The sequence below is a fragment of the Pseudomonas sp. TE12508 genome, from assembly GCF_056279485.1.
The window spans coordinates 1-16,519 of record NZ_JBWCCN010000024.1; the positions used below are offsets into that span (position 1 = coordinate 1).

Consider the following 16,519-nt stretch of genomic DNA (forward strand, 5'->3'; position numbering starts at 1 on the left):
GTCTACAGGTGCATGTTCCACCCTCGCTGACAGCTACCTGCCAACCGTTACCAGTATCGATGAAGGTGGGACGGACTATCTATATTGGGTCGATTCAAGTTATACAGCAGCCAATCATCCGCCCCGTGAAAGGCTTCATTGGAAACCTTTTCTGATAACGCTGAAGGACGCACGTGTCAGTAAGACGCGTGCACGGGCTTTCCCTTATAGTTTTAACATGACGTCCGGGCGACCAGCGTCATATTCGTCGAAGATCAGCGCCATCGGCTGGCAGTGCCCAGGGCTGGATGCCTTCCCAGAATTCACAAGTTCGGTATGTGCTGCGGGCAAGATGAGGGCTTAGTTAGCCATCACCTCGTCCAGTGCCTGCTCGAGGGTGCTGACCGTGCGCTCGATATTGTGCAGCTTTTCGAGTCCGAACAGACCGATGCGGAAGGTCTGGAAGTCGGCCGGCTCGTCGCATTGCAACGGCACTCCGGCGGCGATCTGTAGGCCGTGGTTGGCAAATTTCTTACCGCTCTTGATGTCGGCATCATCGGTGTAGCTCACCACTACGCCAGGGGCCTGAAAGCCGGCTGCGGCCACGCTTTTGATGCCTTTGCCGGTCAACATTGCGCGCACCCGATCGCCCAGAGCCTGTTGTTCGCCGCGGACCTTGTCGAAACCGTAGGCTTGCGTCTCTTTCATCACGTCGTTAAATCGTGCGAGGGAATCGCTGGGCATGGTCGCATGGTAGGCATGTCCGCCCTGTTCGTAGGCCTGCATGATCTGAAGCCACTTTTTCAGGTCGCAGGCGAAGCTGCTGCTATGCGTCTGTTCGATGCGCTCGAGGGCCAAAGAACTGAGCATCACCAGGGCGCAGCAAGGGGAGGCGCTCCAGCCTTTCTGCGGTGCGCTGATCAGCAGGTCGACTGCGCATTTCTGCATATCAACCCAAAGCGTGCCTGAGGCGATGCAGTCCAGCACGAACAGGCCACCCGCCGCATGCACGGCGTCGCCGACGGCCCGCAGGTACTCGTCGGGCAGGATAATCCCTGATGAGGTTTCAACGTGGGGGGCGAAGACAATCTGCGGCTTCTGCGCGTGAATGGCTGCCAGCACTTCGTCCAGAGGGGGTGGGGCGTAGGCAGCCTGGCGACCAGTGTCGACCGGTCGGGCTTTCAGCACTGTGGTGGCCGCGGGGATGTTGCCCATCTCAAGGATCTGGCTCCAGCGATAACTGAACCAGCCGTTGCGTATAACCAGGCATTGCTGGTCGGTGGCAAACTGTCGCGCCACCGCTTCCATGCCGAATGTGCCGCTGCCTGGGACCACCGCAACAGCCTGGGCGTTGTAGACCTGTTTCAGGGTCCTGGAAATGTTCTTCATCACGCCTTGAAATGACTGCGACATGTGGTTGAGCGAGCGGTCGGTGTAGACCACTGAGTACTCGAGCAGCCCCTCGGGATCGATACTGGGATATAGCTTTGACATGGGGTGACTCCTTTGGCAGAGATCTCAGTGGTATCGACCCTGCCCTAAGCCTTGGCAAATGACAAGATTGCTCGGGATTGTATTGCGACTTCTGTCGAGCGGGTTTTTACACACTCTGGGCCGATCGCTGCCTGTCAGGAGCGGCCGGAAATGATCCAAAGAAACCATTCGCAATCAACAGGGCACTTATTCCTGGAATGCCGATGGCAGTCCGCTTGTTCTAGATCAATGGTGACTCAGACATCTCCACCAGCAGTTGTCCAAATGCATTGGCCGCGGGCGTCTTTCCCGTGACACTCCATATAAGTCTGAAATCAGCATCCAGCAGCGGTGGCAGGCCATACTGACCGTCAATCACCACCATACCGGGCTCTAGATCGCCCAGCGGTAGAGCGGTGACGGCAAGCCCCGCCAGTACCGCCGCCCGCAGTCCTTGTTGACTTGGAGAGGTAAAGGCGACACGCCAATCCACGGTGGAACTCTTCAACGCATCTACGGCCACCTGGCGGTGTAAGCAGGGCGCTGGTGAGAACGCCAGCGGCAAAGGAGCATCGCCAGTAAAGTCGAAATTATGCGCAGCAGCCCAGACAAACCGGGTTTCGCGCAGCACGGTACCGCCGGCCTGGCTGCCCGGCAATGCCATGACCACGGCCAGATCGAGCCCATCGGCATCGACCTGCGCGCGCAGATCGAGGTAGGTGCCGACGGTTACATCCAGACGTACAGCGGGAAATTGTCTGGCGAACCGAGTCAGTAACGGTGGCAGGCCGTCGCCGATAAAATTTTCTGGCACACCGAAACGCACGGCCCCGGATACCGGCGACGCTTCGAAACGCTGGGAGAGGGCGTCTTGTGCTCTGAGGATTTGTTCGGCATGGCGCAGAAAATCTTCGCCATCTTCTGTCAGCGTCAAACGTCGAGTGGTGCGTATCAGCAGCGCGGTACCGGCCTGTTCTTCCAAACGCCGGATCTGATGACTGATCGCTGACTGGCTCAAGTGCAGCCGCTCTGCGGCACGAGTGAAACTACCGGTCTCCTTGATCGCGACAAAAGCACGCAATAGAGCTGGGTCGAAGTCCATTAAGTCAACTCATGACGAAAATTAATAAAACTTACGAAATTAAATCATTTCTGTCATTTTTTAATTACTTCCAGAATGCGGCCGGTCACTTGGAGTTATGTCTGGTGACGCTGGCGAGGCTATCTCCCTCTGACGATGTTCAGAGCGGTCTTGCCAGTGCCCATCAACTTGATCTGGAAGATCACGATGCAGTTCTCGTCTTCGCAAAAAGATGCTTTCACAATAGCCGCTGTTTGCCTGGCCTCGCTGATGTTCGGCCTGGAAATCTCGAGCGTACCGGCAATCCTGCCCACTCTTGAATCGGTTCTGCGCAGCGATTTCAAAGATATGCAGTGGATCATGAATGCCTACACTATCGCCTGCACCACGGTGCTGATGGCCACCGGCACATTGGCGGATCGGTATGGACGCAAGCGGGTGTTTGTCATCAGCCTGGTGCTTTTCGGCATTACCTCACTGGGCTGCGGATGGGCGCAAAGCGCTAGCGTGTTGATCGCAAGCCGATTCCTGCAAGGTATGTCCGGTGGTGCCATGCTGATCTGTCAGGTGGCAGTGCTGTCTCACCGATTCCAGTCGGGAGCTGCGCGTGGCAAAGCTTTCAGTGCCTGGGGGATCGTGTTCGGCATCGGTTTGGGGTTCGGTCCGATTATTGGCGCAGCTATCGTGGCGGTGTCGAGTTGGGAATGGGTGTTTCTGGTGCATGCACCTATTGCGGTGCTTGCGCTGGTGCTGGTAATCGCCGGTGTCGACGAATCACGCGATCCGCAGCGTCGCAGGCTGGATGTGTTGGGCATTATTTCGTTATCGCTGGCAGTGTTAGGTCTTTCCTGGTTCATCACTCAGGGAGCGGGGGTGGGTTTCTCCAGCGGTTCGGCCATTGCCAGCCTGGTTGTGGCGATGGTCAGCTTCATCGTCTTTGTCGTCGCGCAGCAACGCTATGTCGATCCGATGTTCGACTTCTCTGTATTCCGGATCCGCCGCTTCTCAGGTGCCTTGCTAGGGTCGGCAGGCATGAACTTTAGCTTCTGGCCATTCATGATTTACCTGCCTCTCTACTTTCAAAATAGCCTGGGTTACGCCAGTGTCGGCACCGGCCTGGCACTGCTGGCCTATACGCTGCCGACGCTGGTTGTCCCCCCGTTGGGCGAACGGCTGACGCTGCGCTATCGACCTGACGTGGTGATTCCCGCAGGCTTGTTCACCATAGGTCTGGGGTTCCTGCTGATGAAATGGGGCAGCAGTGTCACGCATGCCAGCTGGTTGACAATGCTTCCAGGCTGCCTGATTGCCGGGATCGGACTGGGGCTGACCAATACGCCGGTTACCAATACCACCACCGGATCGGTGCCCAGTGAGCGTGCTGGCATGGCATCGGGCATCGATATCAGCGCTCGTATGATCAGTCTTGCCATCAACATCGCGCTTATGGGATTCATCTTGGTGGAAGGCATCCTGTCTTCCCTGCGCAATCAGTTAAATGGCTCGCCCGATGATGTGCAACTACGGTTGCTGGCGGAGAATATTTCTGCCGGCAACACTGCTGTGTTGGCGCAGACTGGCCAGGGGACTACGATTTCGGTCGATGTCGCCAACGCAGCTTTGGCGCACGGGTTTGGCTGGGTGATGCTGTATGGCGGTATTGCTGCGTGGGTGCTAGTGGCGGCGAGTTGCCTGGTCTTTCGTTCGAGCAAAGCCGTTCGTTCTCAGCAGTGACTGTAGTTTGAAGGACCGCTTTTGGCCGATTCTGTTGAAAAAGTGTCTGACTCACTTGGGAAGCGCTGAACAAACATCTGATTCGTAGCTCGTCGACGTGTGCGAGCACTGCTATTTCGGACCGATTTGAGTCTTGGTTTTGCAGGCTGGCAGTATCGCCCCGTGTTGCAGGTGGATTGTTCCGGGGCTTCGCACTAGCGACGATAGTAACCGTGAGCATCCTTGTAACGGTGCCGCATGGCTCGATCCTGGTGGCGCTCCCAATCACGATGGCGTTCAGCGTCTCGGCGGGCTTGCTCTCTACGCCACTGATCTCTGCGCCAGTCGTCTCGGCGCCAATTGTCTCTACGATCATGCCAACGGCCGTCATGCCAGTATCGGTCGTCATGGGCAAGCAACAACCCTGGTTGCTTGCCGGCCATACTCGCCAAGGTCGGCCAAGGGTTGCCGGCGGCCTGGACAGGAGCCTGTACGGCTGGAGCTTCAGTTGCGAAAACAGGGGTTGAGGTCTTCATCTGTGTGGCTGATGCCGAGCCCACTGCCGCGAACGCGAAAAGGCCGAAGAGCACCATCCGTGGGACATGGAATTTCATGAGCGAAGACAACCTCTGATTGACAATTGGGCGTGTGGCCATCTGGCAGTGGGAAGCCTGCGGGGAGGCGTGCTTACCTGGCGAATGTACCTATCCACATAGACCGATAAATAGGGAAAAGTTCTAGGGAACCGTTGCTTAACTAGCCAACGCTCTCAGTATTCGACCATTTTTGAAGTTTGCTTTCTCGATGCCCGCTTCTGGCCGTTTTCTGCTCTGCGCGAAGTGCAGCAATAGCTCATGCTTAGATGTTGGGATGGTAAAAAATGATGCTGGTTGCGACGGTCGTTGCCGCAGGAACTTCAGGGTATTGGCCAGGTCAATAGCGGCCCGGTATTGGAATTGCCGAGCAGCGCTGTGGTCTGTTTTACGGCAGTGCCGTCCGAATTCACTCGAGTCCGCCCCCTGATGCCAACCAAGAGTTTTCTGCCGGGTCTCATTCTGGTGTTCTGCGCCGTCGCGTCGCTTTGTTCGTTTGCTGCCGAGCGAAGAGCGCCTGCGCAAAGCAACAGCGCATCAACGACCCTGATCGAAACCGCCTCGCGGCAGTATGAACATGGCCAACTGGATCAGGCCGCCGCCACGCTGGAGCGTGCCCTGCATATCCAGCCGAACAATCCCGCGACGCTGCATTACCTCGGTGTGTTGCGTCTTCAGCAGGGGCAGTACCAGCAGGCTGAAACCTTGGCGGTGCGCTCGAACATGCGGGTGGGTCGCAACGTCGAGTTGCGCAACCGCAACTTCCAATTGATCCAGGCGGCGCAGCAGGCCCAGTCTTCGGGTACCCCACCCAATGCCAAAGAGAACCTGGTCGCAGTACAGAAGGGGTTGGCAGAGGAGAGCCAAAGGCGCCGCGAAGCGGAAATGACGGTTGTTGAGCAATCCACTCAGAACACTGGGCGCGACGCTGACAACTTCACTCGCGTAGAGGCAAATCGGGTTTCGGATGCACCGACGGCTGGCGGAGCCGGGCCCGAAGGACAATTGCAAATGGTTAATGTCGAGCCAGATCCTTCGTACGGTGAGGTTGAGATTCCCCGCGGCCATATGCCACCTCCGGGTAAATGCCGAATCTGGTTTCCTGATCGTCCGCCGGGGCATCAGCCTGCACCGGGCAAATGCAAGAAGCTGCGATATCGGGTTCCATCAGGGGCCTACCTGGTGCACGGTTGAGTTTCTGGTGTCTTCTTTTGGCCGATTCTGTTGAAAAAGTCGGTTTGCCCAAAATGCTCGAATATTGATGGGTGAAAACACCTTTTTTGCACGCGCTGCTACGTGAAATCCGAGACCTGAAGCCTCTGCTAAAAGCAAGGGTTTCAATCTCAGGCGCGTACGTTTCTGCCGTGGAAACCAAGCCGGACTTTTTCAACAGAATCGGTCGGTTGCAGCCTTTGGCGACAGGCAGAAACCGGCCATAAGGGGAGTTTCAAACCGGGCGATTCCGGCCGTCAAGCGCCAGTGGCTGACCCCAGGACGTGGACAGCCGTGTACTGACACCTTGCCGAGGAGCGGGCGCAAGGCCATCGCCAGCCGTTTCGGCATTGAGGTTGCCATGCCTGCAGGCTCGAGAACCTTGTATTCCGCGGGTTCGCCAAGCCGCCCCAAGGCGATTTGAGGCTTCTGTCGCGGTAGTTATTTCGAACGACTCTAGCGCTAATAGCGTAATGGCAAGTTGCCTTTCTTTGCTTGGTCTATCTTCCCACTCGCCTGACCGAGATGCTTTGCCAAGGTCCTCGCGACCACAAGGCTCAAGGTGGTGCGGCACCACGCCTGCAGGTAAGTGTGTGGGGTCGACATAGGGCACGCCCGACGCTTGCGTCGAAACCTTACAAGGAGTTCTCTCATGGCAATTCCTACCACCAGTTGTGACGTCCAGGTGCAAATCTGGGTCGACGACAATGCAGTGACCAATGGCTCCACCGCGGGGGTCTATCTGGTCGATAACCGTATCTCTGCTGGCACCACCAACGAAGGCACCGCCAACCTAAATACTGCTGCGTCCAAAGGCAGCAATGTCTGCTGGCAAGTGTTCCTGATCAATCCCAAGTCGACCTCGCAGGTCTCCATTGCCGCCTTCGGTAACTCGAACGCCTGGGGCTTCAGTGGCCAGCCGCAAACCGCTTCGGATAACCCGAGCGCGTATACCGGCACCGTGCAGAACGCAGGTACCGCGTCCTACCCGGTATCCCTCAACGTACAGGTGGCGGGCGGCTCCGGTATCACCGTGAAGCTCAACCCCAGCGTGACTGTCTCTGCCTAAGGAAGGAGCACGACAATGAGTGGCCAAAAAAGTACTGCCCAGGTCTGGGTTGCTGATTCGCAGGTGCTTGCCGGCATCGCCAATCCGCAAACCGCAATCACCATTGCCATCGATACCTCATATGTACTGGGCACTGGTGGCGGGAACATTTCCACCGGTGTGTACATGTTCGACAATCGTCTGAGCAATGACAGCAGCGGCGAAGGAACGCTGGAACTACGCACCCACTGCAACATCGGGGACTACATCGGCTTCGAGGTGGTACCGATCGATCAGAACGCTGGCGACACGGTGTCCATCACCGGCTTCCAAATTTCCCAGGGCAGCGTGTTCGGCAGCGATGGCTACCCGATGCAAGTCGGTGCCGCTGGAAACTATTGGGTGGGCCTGGCTCGCAACGCATCGTCTCAGTCCACGTACCAGATCCAGGTCAAGGTGACCTCTGGAGGACTTCGGCCATCGACACGTTTCATCCAATGGGACCCCTTCATTGGTACGAACTGACTAGCTGAACCAGCGGAAGGAGCGTGGCTCCTTCCGTCCCCTCCCTGGCCAGGGTGAATAGCCCCTAATTCCTAGGCACATTTGAATCCACAGCCGATTCTGTTGAAAAAGTCGGTCCTTCCAGACTGCCCGCATACTGACTGCTGAAAAACGCCTTTTTACGCGCAGCCACGCGAAATCTGAGCCCGAAACCCTCTACTCAAAGTAAAGATTTCAATCTCAAGCGTGTACTTTTCTGACGTGGAAACCAGGGCCGACTTTTTCAACAGAATCGGTCGAAGACGGTCGCTTGTGAGCGGCTGCTTTTGGCCGAGGCTGTGTAAAAACGTTTTTGAGCGCGACAGGTACTCAAAACCGGACTGAAAATCGCGCTTCTACGCGAAATCCACATCTGCTGACGTGCCGATAAATTTCAGATTTAGCGTAGATGCGCATACTTCAATTTTGGCGACGCGTTTTTACACACTCTGGGCCGATTTCTGCCGGTCACCACCGGCAGCTATGGGATGAAAGTCACCTCTGACGATTCGATTGCGTCGGCCAAAACCAATTGCTTGCGGCACGGAACCTTTCATCTTTGGCATGACGCACACGTCCATTTTTCAAATGTTTAGCTTCGAAGCAGGAAAGGCGTCACTCTCGCGTCTCGACACGGCGAGACGTGTGAACCCTGGTCAGTTTTTCGGGAATAGTTTTCTGCTTACCAAGAATTCGGCGATGAAGAGATAGAAGAACGTTCGGGGCTGACGCTGTGGAGTGGTTTGTCACAGAGCGTTCAGGCAGATCTGAAATCCAAGCGCGGGCAGTTATCTCAGAAAATCGGATGCGCTTCATCCGCAGTCTCCACCCACTAAACACGCATAAAAAAACCACCTGTCGTAAGACAGGTGGCTTCGGAATAGATCCAGCGTTGCAGATTTTTAATGAATAAACTTCATCGCAGCAATCAGAATACCGATTGTTGCTGACAGCATGACCCCCATACGAATTGTGAGCTTGAGCTCAAGCTGAGCGAGCTCAGCTCGTATCAACGCCACGTCTGCTTTGGTTGCGATTAATGTCTGCAAGTCGGTCTCCAATGCTTCGATTACTGCGTTGGCTTGTGGCTCGGGGACGTTGATGGAGATCAACGCTTGGTATAGAGCCAGTTCCATTTTCATAAGGCCTCCAGAAAAAACATAAAGGCCTACCCACAACGGGAAGGCCCGTTGTGGGTGAGAAAAATTGTGCTTCCATCGACTTAGTCGACTGACCGCGCTACCGGAAGCGATGCGGTCATTGGGATGGATCCTACGGTTGAACCGTAGCGCCGATTGAAAGATCCTGTCGGCTGGGCATGTAGCTGATCGAGTCAGCAAAACATTGCCCTAAAGTGCTTTCATACGCGTTCTATGTCAATCCACAAACCGGTTACTGAGTGTGTCCTGAAGCGGGTTGCGCATCATCTGTTTGGCCAGGCTTCACTAGCCTAAGGTAGGGATTGTTCAGTGCCAGTTCGTTGAGCAGTCCTCCGTGTGATTTGAGCAGGTAGCCATTCAGTCGCCTTGTTTTCCGTGGGCCTGTGACTTCGCATACCCAAATGTTCAGGCCGCTGCGTTGTTTACGATGCAGCTTCATTTCTTCGAAGCGTTTCTGTATCCATTCCCAGTCGGACAAGCCTTGTTGCTTGGCGATTTTGGCCAAGTGAGGAAACTCCTGTGCGTATCGTCGGAAGATACCGGGTGTGACTAGATAGAGCGTGTCGTTGACGCTATGGACCAGTGCTCTCTTGTCATTCGTGATGATGCGGTGTGACTGAACACCCTTGGTAAACCACTCCATGAAGTGGGCTCCGGAAGGTTCGACTATGTTCGGGATCGTCAGTGCCTGTATGGCTTGAAGCTCCATGTCCTCCATGGCGTCTAGTTCTTCAAAATACGAAGGAGGGGAGCCGAACAGGTCCATCAAAATATCGACTGAATCGGGTGCTGCTCCTCCAAGAGCAGGTGCTGCAGGTGGGTTGGGTTTCGACTGAGCTTGGCTTATTGCATTTGCAGGTTGCGATGGCGGGTTTGAGACAACGTTGGCGGTGCCGGCAGAGTTGATCGTCTTATCGACTACGTCGACGATGACGCTTCCGGTGAATGGTTCTGGACGTGCTCCGGCTTCCCAAATCAGAGCCGGCGACAATTTCAGGAAGGTGAAACTGTAAGACCAGCCGGTATCACTAGTGACGGTGGCATTCCAGATGGCTTTTCCGTCAGCACTCGGCAAAGCGATACCGTGATCCTGCAGGACGTTGAATACGGCGATGTTCCTTTCAGGAATCCCTTCGACGCCTTGTGAAAGTAGGTGTGCACGTAATTTGTCTGAGACTGTTTTGCTGACCAACCACAGTGCGTCGTTGGTGAGCCAGCCATCGGAGGCTTGAGGCTGATTGATTTTCAGCTCTTCGCTGAGTAGGTAACGAAGCCCTTCCAATAGCTTTCGCTGCAGTGCGTGTTTGGGAGCTGTCATCGCCACGCTTGGGTCGCCACCAAGGGATTGTGCAACTGACGCCTGGTCGGCCTGAGATACGAGAGTGCCTAGTTCGCCGGCGTACTCCTGTTGGCCTGCCAGGTTGAACAGCAGTGAAGTCCAGAGTTCTGGGAACGTGCAGAGCCAGTCCAGAATGTCTTTGTTCAGTATTTGGCAGATCAGTACGCCTGATACAGCGCCGTGTAACCGGTATTGGCGATCCTTTCGGTAGCGCAGGCGATAGGGGCGTGACAGAGGGCCGTGCCACGGATGCCAGAGCGTCCCATCGGCATATTCGACGTGCACATCGACAGCGATTTTGCCCAGGTCGTGGCCAAGAGAGGCGTAGGCGATTGCTGCTGTCCAAGCTTCAGCTTGGACGATCTGTGTTTCCGGCTGTGCGCCTGCGGGGAGTAGTAGGGACTGCCTCAGTTTTAAGGCGTAGGCAACAACCTCGAGGCCATGGTCCAGCATTCCGCCGGGATAGGCATGGTGGTGGCTTTCTGAGGCAGGAAGCAGCTGGACAAGTTCGGCGAATCGATTGATGGGATCGAGGTAGAGCTTATTAAATTGAGCGCGGGAGAGGGCTGTTCGTTGCCAGATGTGGTTTAGCAATTTTTGTCTGCGATTTGTTGCCAGCAATGACAGAGCTGACATCGGAGTAGTGAGTCCTGGGGGAGGTGATTGCTCGGCTTGGGCAGTGTCTTTTTGAGTGGGTTTTGGCTTGCGATAGAAAATCGAGAGCATATTTCCTCCTGTCTGCAGGGTCTGGGGGAAGGATTTTTCTCCTTTTTGGGTAGGGCCTTTCCCCTTGTGCTCCATTCCCTTGGTCCTTTCCTTTTTTCCATTTACCTTTTGAGGCTGCGGCAATCTGCGTGGTGGCCGCTACGTTGAATGGGCGAGCGAGTCGTCCCCTTTTTATGGACAGCAGGGGTCTGCGAACAGGGAGGTGTTTGAGATGGAGGAGCGACCTACGAAGGCGGCACGATTTGGTCGCTGGCTGGGACATCGCTGGAGAGGCATTTTGTCATTGGAAAAGAACTCGCTGCTGTGGCAGCAGCGAGTCGGTGTGCCGATCAATGTGGCAAAGATCTTCGGCTGGATTCTTAAAGCGGTTGTTCTCAGCGCACTGCTGTGTCTCGCGTTTTGGATTGCATTGATAGCTGTCGCGATAGTTTTTGTGATCCGTGCTGCCATCAACTCTGATTTCAGGTCAGATTATGAAGAAAGTGATTGGAGGGATGGGCTATCTGGCTTCGGTCTCTATGATCGGACAGGAGTCCGAATAGACCCACATGATCCCGATGAGATGCCCTAAGTTCTATTTGAGCGCACCCCTCGCAATGGCTGCACCTTGAGAACCGGCTGATTTTGCTTCTGCGACTCCTTGCGTCAGACCTTGAAGCATCCCACCTGCGCGGAGCCCAACCCATGACAAAGCTGTAATCCAAAATGTCGGGAGGATTAAAAACATCGTCGCCATAACGAAGTTCAGCAGCATATCGCCGAAGGAGTTGTTCAGACCCATCAGTACGTTGAAATTGCTGTGCGGTGAGTTCCAGCCGTATAGGGCGTCGAGGATGGTGCTGTCGATCCAGCGGGCGAGCTGGAACCAGAAATCAACGAAGAACAGGGCGAACTGAACGCAGCTGATGGTCATGAGGGCTTTGAGGTCGTAGGTGCCGATGACCAGGATCAGTGGGATGCATATGGTCAGTGCCATCTTGAGGAAGGACAGGACCATGGGTAGGGCTTGGCGAACGACATCCATGGCCGGAAAGAAGGCCGTTGATCCAACGGTCAGACCCAAGTCTGCGGCAGCACGCGCGGCGATGTTAGACGCCTTCATGTCGATCTGGCCCCCGTAGCTGGAGTAAACCTGTCCTTGGTTCAGCGTCTGTTGACGTGGCGATACGACGGAGCGGATGACGGCGTCATCGGTTTCGTTTTTACTCAGGAAACCGGCCCATTTACTGAGTCGGATTATCAGGCCGGGGTCGACCTGTTGTAGAAGCCTTGATCGCAATCCGTGACCTGCATCAGACCACCATTGCCGGCAGGTCGGATAACCCCCACCACCTGGTACTTGAGCCAGTCCCGCGTCGCGCGCAGCATTGAATGGCCAGCGGTTGCGAGGTGTCTTGGAGTGATACTTGTCATAGTAACCACTGGTATTGAGGAAGTGCTTTGAGCCAATCCAGTTGATGTCGTCCATTTGTTCGTCGCTGAGATTGGGACGGTTCATGAACAGTTTGGATCGTGCAGGTCCATAGCAATCGTTGCTGAAGTCAGCTACTTCCTGAGCCAGAATTGGGTCATCGATGCGAGTGGCATCAATGTCCATGCGCATTTGCCGCAGGTCCGTACCGCACGGAATGGCTGCGATGGCCCCCCCCGTAATAGCTTTGGAAATCGAGTGCATGAAGAACCACCAGATGGGCACTTTGGCGCTTTGGTTGTTGAGCGTTGTGAAGCTGTTGGACCAGCGAGTGTCTTCTGGCTTGGGGACGCTGACTTGGCATTGGGTGGAGCGAGTGCTGTCGAACTCGATGGTATTCAGGTCGACATCAATGAAAGGGATACCCGCGAACATGATGACGATGATGGCGACCCATACTCGGTTTTCGATTCGCATCGAGGACAGCACGCCCTTATTGCCTTCATCGGCACCTTCGGTTCGAGCCTTGAGCCACTCTTGGAGAATGATCGCCAAAAAGGGCAGGGCGAACACGCCGCTGGCGACCAGCAGCTCCCAGATGCCGTTGTTGACGATCCACCCGACCAGGGTCAGGTAATACTCCAGGTAGTCGTTGGTATAGAGCGTCATGGGATCGTCCGTGGTTGTTAGTTCGGGCGGATGGTGTGCAGCTCAAGCAGGGCAATGGCCGCCACTGCTGCGATTTCGGCATACAGCAATTGTTGATGCTGTTCTGTGGAGAGTCCGGCAGAGGTCAGACGCTGACGCATCCGGTACCAGCCGTAAGCGGTGGCGCCATACAGGGCCAGGCGCCAAATCAGAAGCGCGGTAGCTTGAGACTTCAGCCAGTGACTCCAGTCGTTCATGTCATTGGCCGATTCAATACCCAGTAAGCCAATAACGACGACAGCCAGGGTGATCAGTACCACCCAGAGGACGAGCTGACCTTTGGGTGTTCGATGAGTTTTGGGTTGTTTCATGGTGACTGATCCTTAGGTGTCGCTTGCTGGATCAGGTCCAGACGATTGCGCACCGGATCACCCTGATAGACACCACGAGAACCTGCCGCTCGCTCGTTTTGGCGCTGGATCAGAGCCATGGGTGAGTTGCCGGCAAGCGTTCGGCGCAATTCGAGCTCGGTTTTGAGGCTGTTGATTTCCTGTGTCAGGGCTTCGCTTTCGGTGCTGATGGCCTGCTGAGCCAATTGGTTGGCAGCGACGTTGGGTTCCTTGCGTCCGGTCATTAGGGTTCGTTGCAACAGCAGGGCTTTCTCAAGGACGCTGGAGAGCGCCACCTCAGAGGCCAGGCGTCGTGCCAGCAAGTCTTGATCAGGTTCATCGCGCAGGGCTTCGATCACACCTCGGGTAATGGGCAATGATTGGCTGCTAGCCGCGAGTAAGTTCTCGGCTGAGGTCGGCTTGCTGCCTTTGACGAGGGCCTCAAGGGCCTGCAACTTGACGTCGTACTCTTCCTGTATCAGTGGTGTAAGGCCGACGCCTGGCTTGGTTTGAGTTTTGGTGCAGTTGTCGCAGGTTTGGTGCTCGCGCTCACCCAACACACGTGTCGCCCAGGCCTCCGCTTGCTGCGGCGAGGACCAGGTTTGGCAGCTCAGGCGGTTGCCGCAGGTGTTGTTGGGGATTGCAGATCGATCGCCGACGTCTCGACCATTGAGCAAGTTGAAGCCAGCCCGGGTGACATCGGAAACCACTTTGATGGGTGCCTGTCTTGCTCCCCCGGCCGAGTGCCCGCCAACCCAGGTCACACCGCTATTGCCTCGGCGCGTCTCGGCCTGTTCGACGGCGGCAACTGCATCTCGACTGGCGACGGTATGAGTCAGTGCCATACCTTCGGCCAGTTGCCCCCAGCCGAGTTGACCGCCTGCGACATCGGCCATGCGTTCGGCAACAGCTCTGCAGGTGGACTTGGACCGATCGAAATCGAGCCGGGCCTGCAGAATTCCGTTGCTGAGCAGGTTGTAAAGCCCTGGGTCGGCTCGCTGAATGATCAGTGCCGGGAGGGAGGCCACGGCGCTGGTGGCATTCTTGATCACGTTACTCATAATCGATTTGAAGCCGTTTGTGGCTCCGTTGAGTTGGTTTTGTAGGGTTGTGTTTAGGTCCATGTTTCCGCAAATCAGGTTGGTGTCCCAACCGGCCCCGACGCTGATGCTGTCCATGCTGGCAGCGCCGCTCATGGTGACGGCACTGCCTCCGCCGATGCTGTAAAGCACGTCGTCACCGATTGCTGTGCCGCTTTGGTTGATCTCGTATTTACTCGCGGCATGAGTGGTGGCTGCTGACAGCAGTAGGGCGGCTATCAGAATCCTGGAGGGCTTGTATTGAGGGAGGCTTGTAACGCGTTGGCAGGCTGCTTTCATTGGTTCGCTCCTGCGAAATCTGTACTTCCCAGGAAGAGTTGGCCCTTGCGTTCGCAGCAGCTATAGGGCCGCCAAAGGGCCCACGCATAGTCACCTCGTGGGGATTGAGTGTGAGCGAGGTTGTTAGGAAACACTGCGCAGGTTTGAGATTGACCAGGTGTCAGTTCCTGCCATTTACCCGTGCTGGGATCGCTTTCCTTGAGTGGGCCCGCAGGCCAATACCCATCGCGCTTTTTGCCTAGCATCGGCTGATAGACATGAGTCTGTCCGCGGCGGGTAACGATGTCGCCAGCGCGTTGAGCAACCACGGCTGCACTCTTGTAGTCATCGACTCCATGCAGGAATCCACCACGCGGATATACCGCTCCCCACAGATTCGCACTGGTGCGACTGCCGATCTCTCGCACACCTGGTGTGAGTGATTCGGGGAATGCCAGTTCGGGGACGTTGTGCCGCCAGGCGATGGTGTCCAGTGTGCTCAGAAAATAGGGCATGAGGATTTCGCCGGTGCCTGAACAGGCGTAACCGGATTGGCCGGCGAATTGACTGAATGCTGCACCACCGGGATGGCCAATCACATCAGCGTTTTTGAATTTGGCGAGATCGTTTTCGTGGGTGATGCCAGCGCTGCCGTCGCCACCACCTCGGGCGGTGGAATTGGTCGAGCTCAGCACTCGAACTTCCGACCAGGGATTTTCTCCTGTGTTGCTATAGCTCGACACCACGGCATCAGGTACGTAGTGACGGACCTTGGGCGAGGTTTTGACTTCGCAACCGAAGTTGGTGCAATAGAGCCAGTAACAAATACCAACCACGCGATAGGCCAGGCAATCGGGAGATAGGCTGGAGGTTGTGATCGTTACAGTGTCGAGGGCAGGTGCCGACAGCGGAAATCCCATCGCTGTGGCAAGTGCAATCAAACGGTAAGCCTTCGAATGGTTGTGGGGCATGGTGTTATCTCTGCGCAAGCGGTGTGCGCAGTGAACCAGTGGCAGGAGGTGTCTACCCGTATGAAACGGGTACGGCTTTGCACCACATTGACATGGCGGGAGGCATTGGTGGACTAATCGGTAAAGTTCCGCCGCAGCCATCAGTACTCTTTTTTCCTACTGAGTATCATGTATGGCGCCAAAAGCCGGTGCTCAAGCATGCATTGATGGGATGTATTGAGTGCAGAAAAAAAGCGCCCGGAGGGCGCTTTTGAGCGAGATTCTAGCCGCTTTAGCTGTGTCAGCAGCTCAGATGAGGCCGGCTTCTGCAAAGGAGTAGGGTTCGCCTGCACCTATGATGAAGTGATCGACAACTCGAATGTCCATTCGGGGTAGCCAATCTTTCAGGAGGGCAGTGATGTTTTTATCGTGTTGACTCGGCTCTGTATTTCCAGAGGGGTGATTGTGAGCAACGATAATCGCGGCACTGTTGAGCTCTAATGCCCGCTGCAAGATCCTCCTCGGATACACGCTTACTGCATCTATGGTGCCGTAGAACAATGGCTCGTACGCCATCACCTGTAGATGAGAGTCTAGGAAACACACAGAGAAAACCTCTTGTGTTTCGCCAGCGAGTTTAAGTCGCAGATACCGACGGACTTCCTGCGGGTTGTCCAGGCGGGGACCACGTTTGAATATTCGATGCTCCAGAACCGCGATGGCCTGCTCAATCAGCAGGTCTTCCTGGTGTCCGGTATTGTCCTGTGCGACACGCATATCAGCATTAGGAAACTGTTTTGTCATAGGAACCTCAGAGACGAATGAGAGGCTCCTGCCCCAAGGGGCAGTAACCCCAAGGGAAAGTTGATGTCGGACGGCTCAAGTTGAGCCTTGAA

At 55.7% G+C, this 16,519-nt stretch carries 15 protein-coding genes; 5 read left to right on the plus strand and 10 right to left on the minus strand.

Translation table 11 applies throughout. The features are described 5' to 3' along the window. Positions 1-339 precede the first annotated feature (339 nt). Together ACZ9IM_RS27255 and ACZ9IM_RS27260 are read right to left on the minus strand one after the other, a co-directional pair. Positions 340-1,473: an aminotransferase class V-fold PLP-dependent enzyme gene (locus tag ACZ9IM_RS27255; protein ID WP_476225465.1), complete on the minus strand. Its 1,134-nt coding sequence runs from the start codon at positions 1,471-1,473 to the stop codon at positions 340-342. Between the two features lie 220 nt (positions 1,474-1,693). Continuing rightward, on the minus strand, positions 1,694-2,554 hold the full coding sequence (locus ACZ9IM_RS27260) for a LysR family transcriptional regulator (protein ID WP_476225467.1): 861 nt from the start codon (positions 2,552-2,554) through the stop codon (positions 1,694-1,696). 186 nt (positions 2,555-2,740) lie between these two features. Here ACZ9IM_RS27260 and ACZ9IM_RS27265 point away from each other — a divergent pair, with 186 nt between their 5' ends. Beyond that, positions 2,741-4,267, plus strand: coding sequence for an MFS transporter (locus ACZ9IM_RS27265; protein WP_476225468.1), 1,527 nt, complete (start codon positions 2,741-2,743; stop codon positions 4,265-4,267). 194 nt (positions 4,268-4,461) lie between these two features. On the opposite strand, the gene ACZ9IM_RS27270 is transcribed toward ACZ9IM_RS27265, so the two are convergent. Beyond that, the gene (locus ACZ9IM_RS27270) at positions 4,462-4,860 is read right to left on the minus strand and encodes a hypothetical protein (RefSeq protein ID WP_476225469.1); all 399 of its coding nucleotides are present in this window, start codon (positions 4,858-4,860) and stop codon (positions 4,462-4,464) included. Between the two features lie 408 nt (positions 4,861-5,268). Here ACZ9IM_RS27270 and ACZ9IM_RS27275 point away from each other — a divergent pair, with 408 nt between their 5' ends. The 3 genes from ACZ9IM_RS27275 (at position 5,269) to ACZ9IM_RS27285 (ending at position 7,624) form a co-directional block, all read left to right on the plus strand. Beyond that, positions 5,269-6,033 (plus strand): tetratricopeptide repeat protein, encoded by a 765-nt coding sequence (locus ACZ9IM_RS27275; RefSeq protein WP_476225537.1) that lies wholly within the window; start codon positions 5,269-5,271, stop codon positions 6,031-6,033. Positions 6,034-6,703: 670 nt separating this feature from the next. Beyond that, positions 6,704-7,120 (plus strand): hypothetical protein, encoded by a 417-nt coding sequence (locus ACZ9IM_RS27280; protein WP_476225470.1) that lies wholly within the window; start codon positions 6,704-6,706, stop codon positions 7,118-7,120. Between the two features lie 15 nt (positions 7,121-7,135). Further along, positions 7,136-7,624, plus strand: coding sequence for a hypothetical protein (locus tag ACZ9IM_RS27285; protein WP_476225471.1), 489 nt, complete (start codon positions 7,136-7,138; stop codon positions 7,622-7,624). Between the two features lie 920 nt (positions 7,625-8,544). Here ACZ9IM_RS27285 and ACZ9IM_RS27290 read toward each other — a convergent pair. Continuing rightward, positions 8,545-8,784 (minus strand): hypothetical protein, encoded by a 240-nt coding sequence (locus tag ACZ9IM_RS27290; protein WP_476225473.1) that lies wholly within the window; start codon positions 8,782-8,784, stop codon positions 8,545-8,547. A 250-nt stretch (positions 8,785-9,034) separates the two neighbouring features. Beyond that, positions 9,035-10,867, minus strand: a complete 1,833-nt coding sequence (mobH, locus tag ACZ9IM_RS27295; protein WP_476225539.1) for a MobH family relaxase — start codon at positions 10,865-10,867, stop codon at positions 9,035-9,037. 211 nt (positions 10,868-11,078) lie between these two features. On the opposite strand from mobH, the gene ACZ9IM_RS27300 reads away from it, so the two are divergent. After that, positions 11,079-11,438: a DUF3742 family protein gene (locus tag ACZ9IM_RS27300; RefSeq protein ID WP_476225474.1), complete on the plus strand. Its 360-nt coding sequence runs from the start codon at positions 11,079-11,081 to the stop codon at positions 11,436-11,438. 3 nt (positions 11,439-11,441) lie between these two features. On the opposite strand, the gene ACZ9IM_RS27305 is transcribed toward ACZ9IM_RS27300, so the two are convergent. The 5 genes from ACZ9IM_RS27305 to radC form a co-directional block, all read right to left on the minus strand. Further along, positions 11,442-12,947: a conjugal transfer protein TraG N-terminal domain-containing protein gene (locus ACZ9IM_RS27305; protein ID WP_476225475.1), complete on the minus strand. Its 1,506-nt coding sequence runs from the start codon at positions 12,945-12,947 to the stop codon at positions 11,442-11,444. A 17-nt stretch (positions 12,948-12,964) separates the two neighbouring features. Next, positions 12,965-13,297 carry a hypothetical protein gene (locus ACZ9IM_RS27310; RefSeq protein ID WP_476225477.1) on the minus strand — a complete coding sequence of 111 codons (333 nt, stop codon included), beginning with the start codon at positions 13,295-13,297 and terminating at the stop codon, positions 12,965-12,967. Beyond that, entirely contained in the window at positions 13,294-14,694 is a 1,401-nt protein-coding gene (locus ACZ9IM_RS27315; RefSeq protein WP_476225478.1) for an integrating conjugative element protein, read from the minus strand. The genes ACZ9IM_RS27310 and ACZ9IM_RS27315 overlap by 4 nt, the downstream gene beginning before the upstream one ends. Beyond that, positions 14,691-15,593, minus strand: a complete 903-nt coding sequence (locus ACZ9IM_RS27320; protein ID WP_476225540.1) for a TIGR03756 family integrating conjugative element protein — start codon at positions 15,591-15,593, stop codon at positions 14,691-14,693. Before ACZ9IM_RS27320 ends, ACZ9IM_RS27315 begins: the two co-directional genes overlap by 4 nt. A 339-nt stretch (positions 15,594-15,932) precedes the next feature. Then, positions 15,933-16,427 (minus strand): RadC family protein, encoded by a 495-nt coding sequence (radC, locus tag ACZ9IM_RS27325; RefSeq protein WP_476225479.1) that lies wholly within the window; start codon positions 16,425-16,427, stop codon positions 15,933-15,935. Between the last annotated feature and the right edge of the window lie 92 nt (positions 16,428-16,519).